Source organism: Phenylobacterium sp. (assembly GCF_046290725.1).
GTDB lineage: Bacteria > Pseudomonadota > Alphaproteobacteria > Caulobacterales > Caulobacteraceae > Phenylobacterium.
In genome coordinates this window covers 470,717-483,284 of sequence record NZ_JBKBUH010000002.1, presented here as the reverse complement: position 1 = coordinate 483,284, position 12,568 = coordinate 470,717, and the positions used below count along the sequence as shown (strand labels likewise).

Below are 12,568 nucleotides of genomic sequence, written 5' to 3'. Positions count from 1 at the left end.
GCGTTGGAAGGGCCAACAAAAAAGGCGGCTTCGGGAGCCGCCTGGAGGTTCTTCAGTCGTCGCGGTGGACCCGCTCGCGCCTTTCGTGCCGTTCCTGGGCCTCCAGGCTCAGGGTGGCGATGGGCCGGGCTTCCAGCCTCGCCAGGCCGATCGGTTCGCCGGTGTCCTCGCAGAAGCCGTAGGAGCCGTCCTCGATCCGCCGCAGCGCCTCGTCGATCTTGGAGATCAGCTTGCGCTGGCGGTCGCGGGTGCGAAGCTCCAGCGCCCGGTCCGTCTCCGACGTCGCACGATCGGCGAGGTCGGGATGGTTCTCGGTCTCGCTCTGCAGATGGGCGAGGGTCTCGCGGGATTCCCGCAGGATGTCCTCTTTCCAGTTCAGCAGCTTCTGCTTGAAATACTCGAGCTGACGCTCGTTCATGAACTCCTCGTCCTCGGAAGGACGATACTCGGGCTTTTCAGCCAACACGGCTGTGCTCATTGACGCCTCACGCCCCCTGGGAAACCGCCCCGTCAACACGCGGGGCGCTTATAACAGAACCGAACACGCTTTCAACGAACCTCGTTTCCGAGGCGCGTTTAAGTCGTTCTCCTCGCCCGCTCAAGCTTAGCCATTTCGACCGCGGCCCGCGTCTCGATCTCATTGAGAACGCCCTCCAGCTTTTCGTCGTCGGTGGCGTCGCGCTGGTCGCGCACCGCCGCCTGCAGTTTTTCCAGATGCTCCGGGGCGACCTCTCCCGACAAGAGGCCGACCTTCACATCTTCGAGCATGTCCAGGATTCGGCTCGCCCGGCCGACGGCGCGGCGGCGGCGCTCCAGCGGGCCGCCCACGTCCTGAAGGGCGAGGATGGCGTCGACGCTCATCACGCTCGTCGTCGCGGCGGCCGGCGCGGTCTGGGCGGCGCCGGAACTCGTCGCGGTCGAAGGCAGGCTAAAGCCGCCGCCGCTGGCGGGCTTGGCTTTGCCAGGTCCGGCCGCCGATCCGATTCCGCTGGGTCCGTTGACCTTCATCCGGCGCGTTCCCGCTCATCTCACACCGCGACTCTCGCGGGCCAGGCTTAGGGTATGGTTAATGCCGGGCAATTTCTGCCGCCGGGCGCCGCGACCCGCAGTCGCAGAATTCCCGTCGCCTGATTTCGTTGCACTTTTCGTCGATTTTGAGCTGGCACGCCTGTCGCATGGGCGCAGGTGAGAAGATTTCGCCGCCTGTCATCGGGGTCCCATGCGCTGCTCGATCCGCCTGATCTCCGCCCTCGCCGCCGCCCTGATGGCGGCCAGCCCGGCCTTCGCAGCCTCGCGGATCAAGGACATCGTCGAGTTCGAGGGCGTTCGCGATAACATGCTGGTGGGTTACGGCCTGGTGGTCGGCCTGAACGGCACCGGCGATTCCCTGCGCAACGCCCCCTTCACCCGCCAGAGCCTGGAGGCGATGCTCGAGCGGCTGGGCGTCAACACCCGCGACGCCAACCTCAACACCAAGAACGTCGCCGCGGTGATGGTCACCGCCCGCCTTCCGGCCTTCGCCGCGTCCGGCTCGCCGATCGACGCCTCGGTCTCGGCCATGGGCGACGCCAAGAGCCTGCAGGGCGGCACCCTGCTGGTGACGCCGCTGCTGGGCGCCGACGGCCAGGCCTATGCGGTGGCGCAAGGCACGGTCGCCACCGGCTCGATCGCCGCGGGCGGAGCCTCCGGCTCCTCGATCTCCAAGGGCGTGCCCACCGCCGGCCGCATCGCCGCCGGCGCCATCGTCGAGCGCGAGATCGGCTTCCAGCTGGCCAGCATGGGCGAAATGCGCATGACCCTGCGCAATCCCGACTTCTCCACCGCCAACAAGATCGCCGCGGCGGTGAACGCCAAGTTCCCGGGCGCGGCCCTCGCCGAGAACCCGACGATCGTCACCCTGCGCCCGCCGGGCGGCCAGAACATGGTCGCCTTCCTCTCCCAGGTGGAGAACCTGACCGTCGAGCCCGACGGCCCAGCGAAGGTGGTCATCGACGAGGTCGCCGGCGTGATCGTGATGGGCGAGCATGTGCGGGTCTCCACCGTCGCCATCGCCCAGGGCAATCTGACCATCACCGTCAGCGAGAGCCCGGCGGTCAGCCAGCCCGCCCCCTTCGGCCGCGGCGACACCGTGGTCGTGCCCCAGACCCAGGTTCAGGTCGACGAGGAGAAGGGCAAGCAGTTCCTGACCGTACGCAACGGCGCCTCGCTGCAGAGCCTGGTGGCCGGCCTCAACGCCCTGGGCGTCACCCCTCGCGACATGATCTCGATCCTGCAGACCATCAAGGCCGCCGGGGCCCTGCAGGCCGACATCGAGGTGATGTGATGGCCGACCTCGCCGCCTCCCCTTCCCTGCTGGCGCGGACGCCGCAGACGAGCACGGCCGACCTCGCCCGCCGCGGCGAGATCGAGAAGACCGCCAAGGACTTCGAGACCTCGTTCCTGGCGATCATGTTCGGCCAGATGTTCAAGACGGCCGAGATCTCCGCCCCATTCGGCGGCGGTCAGGGCGAAGAGATGTTCAAGTCCTTCTACGCCGAGGCGGTCGCCAAGCAGGTGACCCAGGCGGGGGGAGTCGGGCTGGCCGACACGGTCGCCCGCGAAATGCTGAAACTTCAGGGCCTGAGTGCGGAGTAAGACGATGGCGATCCATGCCGCCGACGCGGTCGAGCGCGTCCAACGACTGATCGAGCTGACCGAGCGGCTGACCGAACTCGTCGCCCTGGAGGCGCAGGCCTTCGAACAGCGGAGGCCCCAGGACGCCGCGGCGCACCTGGAGGAAACCTCACAGCTCGCCAACATCTATCGGCATGAATCCGCCCGCGTCCGCGCCAATCCGGAACTCGTGGCCGGCGCGCCGCTGGCCGAACGCACCCGGCTGATGCGCGCCACCGAGGCGTTCGACGCCGTGCTCGCCCGCCAGGGCCGCGCCCTGGAAGCCGCCCGGACCATCACCGAAGGCCTGGTCAAGGCCATCGCCGAGGAAGCCGCCTCGGCTCGCGTGACCGGGGTCGGCTACGCCAAGGGCGGCGCCGCGGCGGCCCCCGCCAAGGCCACCTCGCTGACGCTGAACAAACGGGCGTGAGCTCGTTTGCATAACCTCTCAAGACGCACTATCTTACGATCGTCTTACCGAGGCGAGCGCACGTCATGACCCAACTGACGACTATACTCTCCACGAAGGGGCAGGTGATCTTGCCCAAGGCCGTACGCGACGAACGCAAGTGGCGGCCAGGGACGCGGCTGACCGTGGAGAACACTGACGACGGCGTCATGCTCCGGCGGGTCCCCTTGTTTCCTGCTGCAGAGCTGGATGAGGCGTTCGGCATGCTGAAGGCCGAGCGGACGCTTTCTATCGAAGACATGGACGCGGCGGTCGCCGCCGAGGCCGCCCGGCGTGCTCGCGATTGATACGAACGTCGTTGTTCGATTCCTGACAGCGGACGATCCCGATCAGGCCCGGCGCGCGAAAGCTCTCATCGAAAACCATCGGGTAATGGCGAGTTCGACCGTCCTGCTCGAGGCGGAATGGGTGCTTCGCAGCGGATACGGCTTCTCGAAAGAGGAGGTCCTTCGCGCGCTGCGCACCTTCTCCGGCCTGCGGAACCTTTCGCTTCAGGAGCCGGAACGCGTGGCCCAGGCCATGGACTGGGCCGAACGGGGCCTCGATTTCGCCGACGCTCTGCATTTGGCGGCGGCCGCCGATTGCGAAGCCTTCGTCACATTCGACCGAAGGCTCATGGAGCGCGCGAAGCGCCTGGACAGCCTCAACGTTCGCGATCCCGATTAAAACACTTGTTTGACCTTGCGGAACGGCGTTAGCCTGATCCTGCCGTCGGGCCGTTCCGGCGGCCGCGTTCTCAGGGCGGGGTGAAAGTCCCCACCGGCGGTGATGGCGGCGTGCTTCTCTCCAGGATGAGCGCCGCATGAGCCCGCGGGCGCCTGGCCAGCCGAAAGGCTCGCTAGGGACAGCAGATCCGGTGCGATCCCGGAGCCGACGGTTAGAGTCCGGTTATGAGAACCGCCAGCGGCGTTCCCGTTGCGCGCCTGCGCACGGAATACGTCCGACGGCGTCTCCCTGAGTCGTGGTTCGAACCCAACTCAGGGACAAAGACCATGACCCAAGCTCACTACGAACTGCCCACCGCCAACGGCGCCTTCCGCGTCGCACGCATCGCCTTCATCCAGGCCGGCTGGCACGCCGACATCGTCGACAACGCCTATCAGGGCTTCATCCGCGAGATCGCCGGCCTCGGCTTCTCGGAAAGCGCCATCGACCGGTTCCACACCCCGGGCGCCTTCGAGATCCCGCTGCACGCCCAGACCTTGGCCCGCTCGGGCCGCTACGCCGCCATCGTGGCGGCGGCCTTCGTCGTCAACGGCGGCATCTATCGGCACGACTTCGTGGCCTCCACGGTGGTGCAGGGGCTCATGCAGGTGCAGCTCGCCACCGAGACACCGATCTTCTCCGTCGTGCTGACGCCGCATCACTTCCATGAGCACGAGGTCCATCACGGCTTCTTCCTCGATCACTTCCTGACCAAGGGCGCGGAGGCGGCCCGGGCGTGCGCCCAGACGCTGGAAAGCCTCGCCAAACTCGCGGCGGCGGCGTGAGGCGCGGGATGATGCGCGAGACCCTCGAAATCCCGCCCGGCTTTGCGCGGCACGACCGCAGGAGCCCGGTCACCGAGGCCTGGGAGCCGATCTACGCCCGCAAGACCGAGGGCGCCGTGATTCTCGGCCTGGTGGCGGAGGCGGCGCACACCAACAGCCGCGGCTTCGTCCATGGCGGCCTGATCGGCGCGCTTGCCGACAACGCCATGGGCCTGTCCTGCGCGCGGCGCCTGGGCGACGGCTCAAGCCTGCTGACCGTAAACCTCGCCCTCGACTATCTGGGCGTGGCGCGCGCCGGCCAGTGGCTGGAGTTCGATACGGTCTTCGTAAAGCCCGGGCGGACGCTCTGCTTCGCCCAGGCCTTCGTCACCGCCGACGGCGAGGTCTGCGCGCGAGCCAACGGGGTGTTCCGTACGGTGGCGCGGGAGGCCGCGGCATGAGCGCCTATATCCTGGCCCAGATCTCGATCCACGACCGGCCGCGGTACGAGCGCTATGCGTCGGCCTTCATGCCGGTGCTGCAGAAGTACGGCGGCCGCCTGCTGGCGACAGATGAAGCCGCCGAAGTCCTGCAGGGCGATTGGGGGCGCGACAAGCTGGTTCTCCTGGCCTTTCCCGACCGGGCGACGGCGCTTCGCTGGGCGCAGTCCCCCGAATACCGGGAGATTTCGAAGGACAGGATCGCTGCGACGGAGGGCGTGGTCCTGCTCGTGCAAGGGATCGACTAGGCGCTGCGCCCCGGGCGGACCTCGCGTTCCACGCCGACGGCTTCCAGGAAGTCCCGGTCGTGGCTGACCAGCAGGAGCGCCCCGTCATAGCCGCGCAAGGCCGCCTCGACCGCGGCGATGGAGTCGAGGTCGAGGTGGTTGGTCGGCTCGTCGAGGACGAGCAGCTGGGGCGGGCAAGCGCCCATCAGGGTGCAGGCGAGCGCCGCGCGCAGGCGCTCGCCGCCGCTCAGGTCGCCGACCCGCCGGTCGCCCGCCGCGGCCCGGAACAGGAACCTGGCCAAGGCCGCCCGGGCGGCGTTGGGCGTCGCCTCGGGATTCAGGCGCAGGAAGGCCTCCACGAGCGTTTCGTCCGGCGACAGCATGGCCGTCTGCTGGTCCAGAAAGGCTGCGCGGACGCCGCGGACGACGCGCCCGGCGCTCGGCTCGGCTTCGCCTATCGCCAGCCGGATCAGGCTGGTCTTGCCGGCTCCGTTAGGGCCGACGACGGCCATCCGCTCGGGGCCGGTCATGCGAAACGAGAGGTTGGAGAAGAGCTGTCGCCCGTCCGGGAGGGCGTAGCCGACCTCCTCGAAGGCCAGCACCGTCTTGCCGGCGGCCAAGCCGCTCGGCGGCAGGTCGAAGGCGAGCTTGCGCACCCGCTCGACCCGCGTCTGGGCGTCGACCAGCGCCGCATCGGCCTCGGCCCTGAGCCGTTCGGCGAGCCGGTTCTCTCGCCCGCCCGAATCCTCGGCGCGGTCGGCGCGGGCGCCGAGCAGGATCTTCGGCTCGCTCCCCCTGGCGGCGAAGCGCCGACCGGCGGCGTCGCGCCGGGCCTTGCGCTCGCGGGCCACCTGGGTTTCGCGCGCCACCCGAGCCGCCGCACGTTCCGCCTCGGCCAGAGCATCCTCCGCCGCAGCGCTCTCGGCCGCCTTGCGTTCGGCATAGAGGTCGTAGTTCCCGCCATAGACTGCGGCGCCCAGGCTCGTCAGCTCGACGATCCGGTCCATGCGCCGCAGCAACTCGCGGTCATGGCTCACCACCACCGCCCCGCCGCGCCAGCGCGCCAGCACGTCGGCGACCAGCCCCCTCGCCTCGGCGTCGAGGTTGTTGGTCGGCTCGTCCAGCAGCAGCAGATCCGGTTCGGCGGCGATCAGGCCGGCGAGCGCCACGCGCGTCGCCTCCCCGCCGCTCAGGCTGGCCGCGGGCCGGCCAGGATCGAGCCCCGCCAGGCCGACCTCGGCGAGCGCGGCCTCCAGCCGGACGGGCGCCGCCCAGTCGGCTTCGGCGAAGTCTTCCTCCGTCCCTTCCCCGGCCTCGATCCGCGCCAGGCGCGCGAGTTCGCTGGAAAGGCCCGCCAGATCGGCGATGCTGGCGCCCGGGGGCGGGCTCAAGGCCTGGCGCAGCACGCCGATGCGGCCGCGCACGGCCACCGCGCCGGCGCTGGGCGCAAGCTCGCCCAGCATCAGCCGCACCAGCGTGGTCTTGCCCACGCCATTGCGCCCGAGGAGGCCGGTGCGCTCAGGCCCGAAGGCCAGGGTCAGGTTGTCGAAGAGGGTGCGGCCGTCAGGGGTTTTGTACGAAAGGCCGTCGAGCGTCAGGAAGGCGGGCATGCGGACCCATGGATTGCGAAGCATTGCGGACGAGGCGGATGTCCGTTGCGCGTTCCATGGTTCGGGCCTCCTTCTGACGAAGGCCGTGCATATAGGCTCGCCCGACGCCCGGCGCAAACTGGCGGCTTTCGGACGCAGCATCGCAGCCCCGCTTGCGATCGGCCCTCATCGTTCGAATTTGACCGCAAGGGACGGAGTTCGCGCCGCCGGCTCCGCCCCTACCGTGCCCGCAAGACATCCGAAGGAGCCATGAAGATGCTTGCGCAGACCCCCCAGGAGGAAGCCCGCTGGGCGGCCGTCGTCGCCCGCGATCGGGCCGCCGACGGCCGGTTCGTCTATTCCGTCCGCACCACCGGCGTCTATTGCCGCCCCTCCTGCGCCGCCCGGCTGGCGCGGCGCGAAAACGTCGCCTTCCATGAAACCCCGGCGCAGGCCGAGGCCGCCGGCTTCCGTCCCTGCAAGCGCTGCCGTCCCACTGAAACCTCGCTCGCCGAGCGTTACGGTGCGGCCGTGGCGCAAGCCTGCCGGACGATGGAGGCCGCCGAAACCCCGCCGACCCTGGACGAACTCGCCCGTGAGGCCGGGCTCTCCCCGCATCACTTCCACCGGGTGTTCAAGTCCGTGGCCGGGGTGACGCCCAAGGCCTATGCCGACGCCTGCCGCGCGAAACGGGTGCGCGCCGCCTTGGCCGAGGGCGCGGGCGTCACCGAGGCGCTCTATGAGGCCGGCTTCAACTCCAGCGGCCGCTTCTACGCCCAGAGCGGCCAGGTGCTGGGCATGACGCCGAGCCGCTTCCGCGCCGGCGGGGCGCGGGCGAAGATCCGCTTCGCCGTCGGCCAGTGCTCGCTGGGCGCGCTGCTGGTGGCGGCCACCGAGAAGGGGGTCTGTGCGATCCAGCTGGGCGAGGATCCGGAGGTTCTGGTGCGCGAGCTGCAGGACCGATTCGCCCAGGCCGAGCTGGTCGGCGGCGACCCAGCGTTCGAGGCCACGGTCGCCCGCGTCGCGGCCCTGGTGGAGGCGCCTGGCCAGGGCCTGGACCTGCCCCTCGACATCCGCGGCACGGCCTTCCAGCAGCGGGTCTGGCGCGCCCTGTGCGAGATCCCGGCGGGGCGTACGGCGAGCTATGCCGAGATCGCCGCGGCCATCGGCGCGCCCAAGGCCGTGCGCGCAGTCGCCGGCGCCTGCGCGGCCAACGAGCTGGCGGTCGCCATCCCCTGCCACCGGGTGGTGCGCACCGACGGGGCGCTCTCCGGCTACCGCTGGGGGGTGGAGCGCAAGGCGGCCCTGCTGGCGCGCGAGGCCGCGGCATGAACGCGCCCGTCCTCCGCAGTCTCGAGCGCCGGCTCGCCGCCTTCGACTGGCGGGCGCTCGAGGCCGAACTCGACGCGCGCGGTTGCGCCATGCTTCCCGGCCTGCTGACGCCGGCCGAATGTCAGGCCATCGCCGGCCTCTACACCGCCGAGACCGGTTTCCGCAGCCGGGTGGTGATGGCCCGGCACGGGTTCGGCCGCGGGGAGTATCGCTATTTCGACTATCCCCTGCCCGCCACGGTGGCCGCGCTGCGCGCCGGCCTCTATCCGCGGCTGGTCCCGCTCGCCAACCGCTGGACCGCCCTGATGGGGATGGCGATCCGCTATCCGGCCGATCACGCCGAGTTCCTGGCCCGCTGTCACGCGGCGGGCCAGGTCCGTCCCACGCCGCTGCTGCTGCAGTACGGGCCGGGCGACTACAATTGCCTGCACCAGGACCTCTATGGCGAGCACGTCTTTCCCCTGCAGGCCGTCGTCCTGCTGTCGGAGCCGGGGCGCGACTTCACCGGCGGCGAGTTCGTCCTCACCGAGCAGCGCCCGCGCATGCAGTCCCGTGCGGAGGTGGCGCCCCTGCGCCAGGGCGACGCCCTGGTCTTCGCTGTCGCCCAGCGTCCGGTCCAGGGCGCCCGCGGGCCCTATCGCGTCGTGATGCGGCACGGCGTGAGCGAAGTCCGCAGCGGCGCCCGCCACACCCTCGGCGTCATCTTCCACGACGCCCTCTGAAATCCGGAGAATTCCCGATGTCGTTCGTCGTAACCGGCCTGCCGGTCGAGACTTTCCGTCGCCTGTTCGGCCTGCCGGACGACGACCTGGCCGCCCGCGGCGTCCTCAGATACGTCGCCGACGCGCCCCTGGGCTTTCCCTGCCGGGTCACCCTGGAGGACGCGAGGCCCGGCGAGAGCCTGCTTCTCCTGAACTACGAGCACCAGCCGGCGCAAACGCCCTACCGCGCGCGCCACGCCATCTTCGTCAACGAAAGCGCGCGGGAGACCGCCCGTTACGTCAACGAGATCCCGCCCTGCCTAACGGCGCGCCCGGCTATCGCTCTCCGGGCCTATGACGAACAGGGCATGATGCTGGACGCGGCCCTCGCCCCCGGCCCCGAGCTCGAGCCGCTGGTGCGGCGGCTGCTCGCCGAACCGCGGACGGCCTATCTCCACGCCCACAACGCCGGCAGAGGCTGCTACGCCGCCCGCATCGACCGCTGTTGAGGCTTGCGCAAGATGGGTGTTGGCCGCACGGTCCGCCCCGCTTTCGTCCACCGGAGGGGTCGTTTTGTTCAAGTTCGCGTCCACGCTGGCCGTCCTCATGGCCAGCGCCAGTCTCGCCTTCGCCGCCACGCCGCCCGCCGCGGCCAAGCCGCCCCACCGGATCCTGCACGAGAACCTGATCGTGCTGGACACCCACTTCGACACGCCGGCCAACCTGGCCGTGGACGGTTTCGACATCACCGCCCGCCATGCGCCGGAAGACGGCAGCCAGGTCGACTATCCCCGCATGGTGGAGGGCGGCGTCGACGGCGGGGTGTTCGTGATCTTCACGGCCCAGGGCGCGCGGGGCGCGGCCGGAAATGCGGAGGCGCGCGACCACGCCCTGCGGCGGGCGGTGGTGATCCACCGGATGCTGGCCAAGCACGACGACCTGTTCGCCCTGGCGACCCGGGCCGAGGACGCCGAGGCGATCTCCAAGGCCGGCAAGCGCTTCGTCTATATCAGCCTGGAGAACAGCTCGCCCGTGGCCGGCGACCTGACGCTGATGAAGACCTTCTATGATCTCGGCGTCCGGATGATGGGACCGGTCCACACCCTCAACAACGACCTCGCCGACTCTTCCACCGACCCCAAGGGCGCCGAGTGGGGCGGGCTTTCGCCGCTCGGGCGGCAGTTCGTGGCCGAGGCCAATCGTCTGGGCGTGGCGATCGACGCCAGCCATTCCTCCGACGCCGCTCTCGACCAGATGATCGCGCTCTCGAAGGCGCCGATCATCCTCTCCCACACCGGCCTGAAGGCGATCTACGACCATCCGCGCAACATCGACGATGACCGGCTGCGGGCGCTGGCGGCCAAGGGCGGCGTCATCCAGATCAACGCCTTCTCCGGCTACATGATCGACACACCGCGCATCCCCGAGCGCCAAGCGGCCCTCGCCGAGCTCGCCCGCACCTATGGTGACGTGCGCCAGGTTCCGGTCGAAAGGCGCGAGGCCTATCGCGCCGCCCGGCGGGAGATCGACGCCAAGTGGCCGCTGCCGCGGGCCAACATGGACGATCTCGTCAAGCACATCCTCCATGCCGCCAAGGTGGCCGGAAAGGACCACATCGGCATCTCCGGCGACTTCGACGGCGGCGGCGGCGTGACGGGGTTCGAGGACGTCACAGATTTCCCGGCGCTTACCGAACGTCTGATCGCCGAGGGCTTCAGCGAAGAGGACCTGGTCAAGTTCTGGGGCGGCAATGCGCTTCGGGTGCTGAAGGAAGCCGACCGGCTGAAGGACGCTCCGTAGCGGCCACAGCTTGCCTGACGCGGCGGCGGGGCGCTCAACTGCCCTCCCGCGGCGAAGGGAGGCCTGGCCATGTACGAACACCTCGAGCTGCGCGTCGACGGCGACGTGATCTGGGCCACCATGAACCGGCCCGAGCGCCTGAACGCGCTGAACCGCAAGCTGGTGGAGGAGCTGCGGGATTTCTTCGTCGGGCTCTACTGGCGCCGCGACGTGCGGGTGGTGGTGCTGAACGGCGCCGGCGGCGCCTTCTGCGCCGGCCTCGACCTGAAGGAGCGGACCAACGAGGCGAACGGCGCCCGCTCGGTCGGCGCCGGCCTCACCGCCCAGCGCCAGATCAGCGAGATCGTCATCGCCATGCGCCGATGCCCGCAGCCGATCGTCGCCTGCGTGGACGGCGCGGCCAGCGGCGGCGGCTTCGCCCTGGCGCTGGCTTCCGACATCCGCCTGGCCACGCCGCGCACGCGGATGAACGCCGCCTTCATCCGCATCGGGCTGTCGGCCTGCGACATCGGGGTCAGCTACTTCCTGCCGCGGATGGTGGGGGCCTCGGTGGCCGCCGAATACATGCTGACCGGGCGCTTCATCGACGCCGAGCGCGCCTATGGCCTCGGCCTCGTCAGCCGCATCGTCGAGCCCGAGGTGATCGAGCGCGAAGCCAAGGCCTATGTGGACGACATGCTGGCGGCCACGCCGCTCGGCCTGCGCCTCACCAAGGAAGCCCTGAACCACGCCCTCGACGCCCAAGGGCTGGAGGCGGTGATCGCCATGGAGGACCGCAACCAGATCCTGGCCAGCCAGGATGGCGACTTCGCCGAGGGCGTCCAAGCCTTCCTGGAGAAGCGCCCGCCCCGCTACGAACGGCGTGAGTGAGACTCGAAACCGCGCCTCCTAGAGGAAGCGTCGCGCCTCGCCTTCGCCCCTCACCCGCCCGACGCAATGAAGAGATCGATGTCGGAGGCCGCGACGAGTTCCGTCGTAACGCTTCCCAGCAGAAGCGACTCCACCGCGCTCCGACCCCGCGCGCCGACAACGAGAAGATCGGCGCGGATTCGGCTGGCGACCGAGCGGATCGCTGCGGCAGGAGTGGATTCGATCAGTTCAACGATCTGCTCGTTCGCAGAAAGGTTCGCCGCATTCAGGAATTCGGCCAGTTCCCCACGGGCCTTGGCGCCTTCCTCCAGGAGATAGGCGCGGAACTGCGCCTGGGTCAGGTTCGCCCGCAGGAGCAGGCCCTGGCCTGGCGCTTCATAGGCATGAACCGCCGCTGTCCGAACACCGTTGAGCATGCCCAGGTCCCGCGCCGCCCGGGCTGCAGTGGCCGAAGCGTCTGAGAGGTCGGTGGCGATGAGGATCTGCCGATACCCGCCCCGCGGGACGCCGGCGGCGAGTATTACGGGAGCCCCGCCGGCGCGGGCGGAACGCGCGGCGGTCGCTCCGACCAAGAGGTTTCGGACGGCGTTGCGCCGGGGCGGCCCCACGACGATGGCGTCGGCGCCGGTTTCGGCCGCCAGGGCGGCGATCTGCTCCGGCGCTTCCCCGGAAAGTACGATGGCGCGACAGGAGACCCGGTCCGTCTCGCGAACGGTCGCGGCCAGATCCTCCAAAATCACCTCCGCCTCGCGCCGTTGGTCGTCCAAGGTCTCAGGAGACCCGTCGCTGTCCACGACGTGCGCCAGCACCAGCTCTGCGCCAACCGCCTGGGCCAGCAGAGTGGCCCTGCGCAAAGCGCGATCAGAGCGAGTCGAAAAGTCGGTCGCAGCCAGAATTCGCTTCATTGGAGGTCCTGCACGCTTCGTCCGCGGTCGCCGGGTTTCGGATACCCAGTGACG

17 protein-coding genes and 1 riboswitch are annotated in these 12,568 nt (G+C 69.8%); of the genes, 13 read left to right on the top strand and 4 right to left on the bottom strand.

The window, feature by feature from the left end; genetic code table 11:
* Window positions 1-52 precede the first annotated feature (52 nt).
* Together dksA and ACK41C_RS13660 are read right to left on the bottom strand one after the other, a co-directional pair.
* Window positions 53-478 (bottom strand): RNA polymerase-binding protein DksA, encoded by a 426-nt coding sequence (gene dksA / locus ACK41C_RS13665; protein ID WP_409655298.1) that lies wholly within the window; start codon window positions 476-478, stop codon window positions 53-55.
* Window positions 479-576: 98 nt separating this feature from the next.
* Window positions 577-1,008 (bottom strand): flagellar assembly protein FliX, encoded by a 432-nt coding sequence (locus tag ACK41C_RS13660; RefSeq protein WP_409655295.1) that lies wholly within the window; start codon window positions 1,006-1,008, stop codon window positions 577-579.
* Window positions 1,009-1,219: 211 nt separating this feature from the next.
* On the opposite strand from ACK41C_RS13660, the gene ACK41C_RS13655 reads away from it, so the two are divergent.
* The 8 genes from ACK41C_RS13655 to ACK41C_RS13620 all read left to right on the top strand — a co-directional run bounded on the left by ACK41C_RS13655 (window position 1,220) and on the right by ACK41C_RS13620 (window position 5,338).
* On the top strand, window positions 1,220-2,323 hold the full coding sequence (locus ACK41C_RS13655) for a flagellar basal body P-ring protein FlgI (protein WP_409655293.1): 1,104 nt from the start codon (window positions 1,220-1,222) through the stop codon (window positions 2,321-2,323).
* Entirely contained in the window at window positions 2,323-2,634 is a 312-nt protein-coding gene (locus ACK41C_RS13650; protein ID WP_409655290.1) for a rod-binding protein, read from the top strand. Before ACK41C_RS13655 ends, ACK41C_RS13650 begins: the two co-directional genes overlap by 1 nt.
* A gap of 4 nt (window positions 2,635-2,638) precedes the next feature.
* Window positions 2,639-3,082, top strand: coding sequence for a flagellar basal body protein (locus ACK41C_RS13645; RefSeq protein WP_409655288.1), 444 nt, complete (start codon window positions 2,639-2,641; stop codon window positions 3,080-3,082).
* Window positions 3,083-3,147: 65 nt separating this feature from the next.
* Window positions 3,148-3,408 carry an AbrB/MazE/SpoVT family DNA-binding domain-containing protein gene (locus ACK41C_RS13640; RefSeq protein ID WP_409655285.1) on the top strand — a complete coding sequence of 87 codons (261 nt, stop codon included), beginning with the start codon at window positions 3,148-3,150 and terminating at the stop codon, window positions 3,406-3,408.
* On the top strand, window positions 3,395-3,787 hold the full coding sequence (locus ACK41C_RS13635; RefSeq protein ID WP_409655283.1) for a type II toxin-antitoxin system VapC family toxin: 393 nt from the start codon (window positions 3,395-3,397) through the stop codon (window positions 3,785-3,787). Before ACK41C_RS13640 ends, ACK41C_RS13635 begins: the two co-directional genes overlap by 14 nt.
* A 62-nt stretch (window positions 3,788-3,849) precedes the next feature.
* A riboswitch (FMN riboswitch) is annotated at window positions 3,850-4,024 on the top strand.
* Window positions 4,025-4,113: 89 nt separating this feature from the next.
* A complete protein-coding gene (locus ACK41C_RS13630; RefSeq protein ID WP_409655281.1) occupies window positions 4,114-4,611 on the top strand; it encodes a 6,7-dimethyl-8-ribityllumazine synthase in 498 nt (165 codons plus the stop codon).
* A gap of 8 nt (window positions 4,612-4,619) precedes the next feature.
* Complete coding sequence (locus ACK41C_RS13625; RefSeq protein WP_409655278.1) at window positions 4,620-5,051, top strand: PaaI family thioesterase; 432 nt, start codon at window positions 4,620-4,622, stop codon at window positions 5,049-5,051.
* On the top strand, window positions 5,048-5,338 hold the full coding sequence (locus ACK41C_RS13620; RefSeq protein WP_409655275.1) for a DUF1330 domain-containing protein: 291 nt from the start codon (window positions 5,048-5,050) through the stop codon (window positions 5,336-5,338). Before ACK41C_RS13625 ends, ACK41C_RS13620 begins: the two co-directional genes overlap by 4 nt.
* On the opposite strand, the gene ACK41C_RS13615 is transcribed toward ACK41C_RS13620, so the two are convergent.
* Window positions 5,335-6,927 (bottom strand): ABC-F family ATP-binding cassette domain-containing protein, encoded by a 1,593-nt coding sequence (locus ACK41C_RS13615; protein ID WP_409655272.1) that lies wholly within the window; start codon window positions 6,925-6,927, stop codon window positions 5,335-5,337. The two genes, ACK41C_RS13620 and ACK41C_RS13615, sit on opposite strands and share 4 nt — an antisense overlap.
* A 255-nt stretch (window positions 6,928-7,182) precedes the next feature.
* Here ACK41C_RS13615 and ada point away from each other — a divergent pair, with 255 nt between their 5' ends.
* From ada to ACK41C_RS13590, 5 genes are all read left to right on the top strand, one after another.
* Window positions 7,183-8,238 (top strand): bifunctional DNA-binding transcriptional regulator/O6-methylguanine-DNA methyltransferase Ada, encoded by a 1,056-nt coding sequence (gene ada, locus ACK41C_RS13610; RefSeq protein WP_409655270.1) that lies wholly within the window; start codon window positions 7,183-7,185, stop codon window positions 8,236-8,238.
* Window positions 8,235-8,960 carry a 2OG-Fe(II) oxygenase gene (locus tag ACK41C_RS13605; RefSeq protein WP_409655268.1) on the top strand — a complete coding sequence of 242 codons (726 nt, stop codon included), beginning with the start codon at window positions 8,235-8,237 and terminating at the stop codon, window positions 8,958-8,960. The genes ada and ACK41C_RS13605 overlap by 4 nt, the downstream gene beginning before the upstream one ends.
* A gap of 17 nt (window positions 8,961-8,977) precedes the next feature.
* Window positions 8,978-9,448, top strand: a complete 471-nt coding sequence (locus ACK41C_RS13600; protein ID WP_409655265.1) for a DUF1203 domain-containing protein — start codon at window positions 8,978-8,980, stop codon at window positions 9,446-9,448.
* Window positions 9,449-9,512: 64 nt separating this feature from the next.
* Window positions 9,513-10,739, top strand: a complete 1,227-nt coding sequence (locus ACK41C_RS13595) for a dipeptidase (RefSeq protein WP_409655262.1) — start codon at window positions 9,513-9,515, stop codon at window positions 10,737-10,739.
* A gap of 69 nt (window positions 10,740-10,808) precedes the next feature.
* A complete protein-coding gene (locus tag ACK41C_RS13590; RefSeq protein ID WP_409655259.1) occupies window positions 10,809-11,609 on the top strand; it encodes an enoyl-CoA hydratase/isomerase family protein in 801 nt (266 codons plus the stop codon).
* A gap of 50 nt (window positions 11,610-11,659) precedes the next feature.
* On the opposite strand, the gene ACK41C_RS13585 is transcribed toward ACK41C_RS13590, so the two are convergent.
* Window positions 11,660-12,514 (bottom strand): universal stress protein, encoded by an 855-nt coding sequence (locus ACK41C_RS13585; RefSeq protein ID WP_409655257.1) that lies wholly within the window; start codon window positions 12,512-12,514, stop codon window positions 11,660-11,662.
* Window positions 12,515-12,568 lie beyond the last annotated feature (54 nt).

Coding starts and splice junctions, on each gene's coding strand:
- ACK41C_RS13655 (WP_409655293.1), top strand. CDS start 1,220: ATGCGCTGCTCGATCCGCCTGATCTCCGCCCTCGCCGCCGCCCTGATG.
- ACK41C_RS13605 (WP_409655268.1), top strand. CDS start 8,235: ATGAACGCGCCCGTCCTCCGCAGTCTCGAGCGCCGGCTCGCCGCCTTC.
- ACK41C_RS13615 (WP_409655272.1), bottom strand. CDS start 6,927: ATGCCCGCCTTCCTGACGCTCGACGGCCTTTCGTACAAAACCCCTGAC.
- ACK41C_RS13660 (WP_409655295.1), bottom strand. CDS start 1,008: ATGAAGGTCAACGGACCCAGCGGAATCGGATCGGCGGCCGGACCTGGC.
- ACK41C_RS13630 (WP_409655281.1), top strand. CDS start 4,114: ATGACCCAAGCTCACTACGAACTGCCCACCGCCAACGGCGCCTTCCGC.
- ada (WP_409655270.1), top strand. CDS start 7,183: ATGCTTGCGCAGACCCCCCAGGAGGAAGCCCGCTGGGCGGCCGTCGTC.
- ACK41C_RS13585 (WP_409655257.1), bottom strand. CDS start 12,514: ATGAAGCGAATTCTGGCTGCGACCGACTTTTCGACTCGCTCTGATCGC.
- ACK41C_RS13650 (WP_409655290.1), top strand. CDS start 2,323: ATGGCCGACCTCGCCGCCTCCCCTTCCCTGCTGGCGCGGACGCCGCAG.
- ACK41C_RS13625 (WP_409655278.1), top strand. CDS start 4,620: ATGATGCGCGAGACCCTCGAAATCCCGCCCGGCTTTGCGCGGCACGAC.
- ACK41C_RS13645 (WP_409655288.1), top strand. CDS start 2,639: ATGGCGATCCATGCCGCCGACGCGGTCGAGCGCGTCCAACGACTGATC.
- ACK41C_RS13620 (WP_409655275.1), top strand. CDS start 5,048: ATGAGCGCCTATATCCTGGCCCAGATCTCGATCCACGACCGGCCGCGG.
- ACK41C_RS13590 (WP_409655259.1), top strand. CDS start 10,809: ATGTACGAACACCTCGAGCTGCGCGTCGACGGCGACGTGATCTGGGCC.
- ACK41C_RS13640 (WP_409655285.1), top strand. CDS start 3,148: ATGACCCAACTGACGACTATACTCTCCACGAAGGGGCAGGTGATCTTG.
- ACK41C_RS13600 (WP_409655265.1), top strand. CDS start 8,978: ATGTCGTTCGTCGTAACCGGCCTGCCGGTCGAGACTTTCCGTCGCCTG.
- dksA (WP_409655298.1), bottom strand. CDS start 478: ATGAGCACAGCCGTGTTGGCTGAAAAGCCCGAGTATCGTCCTTCCGAG.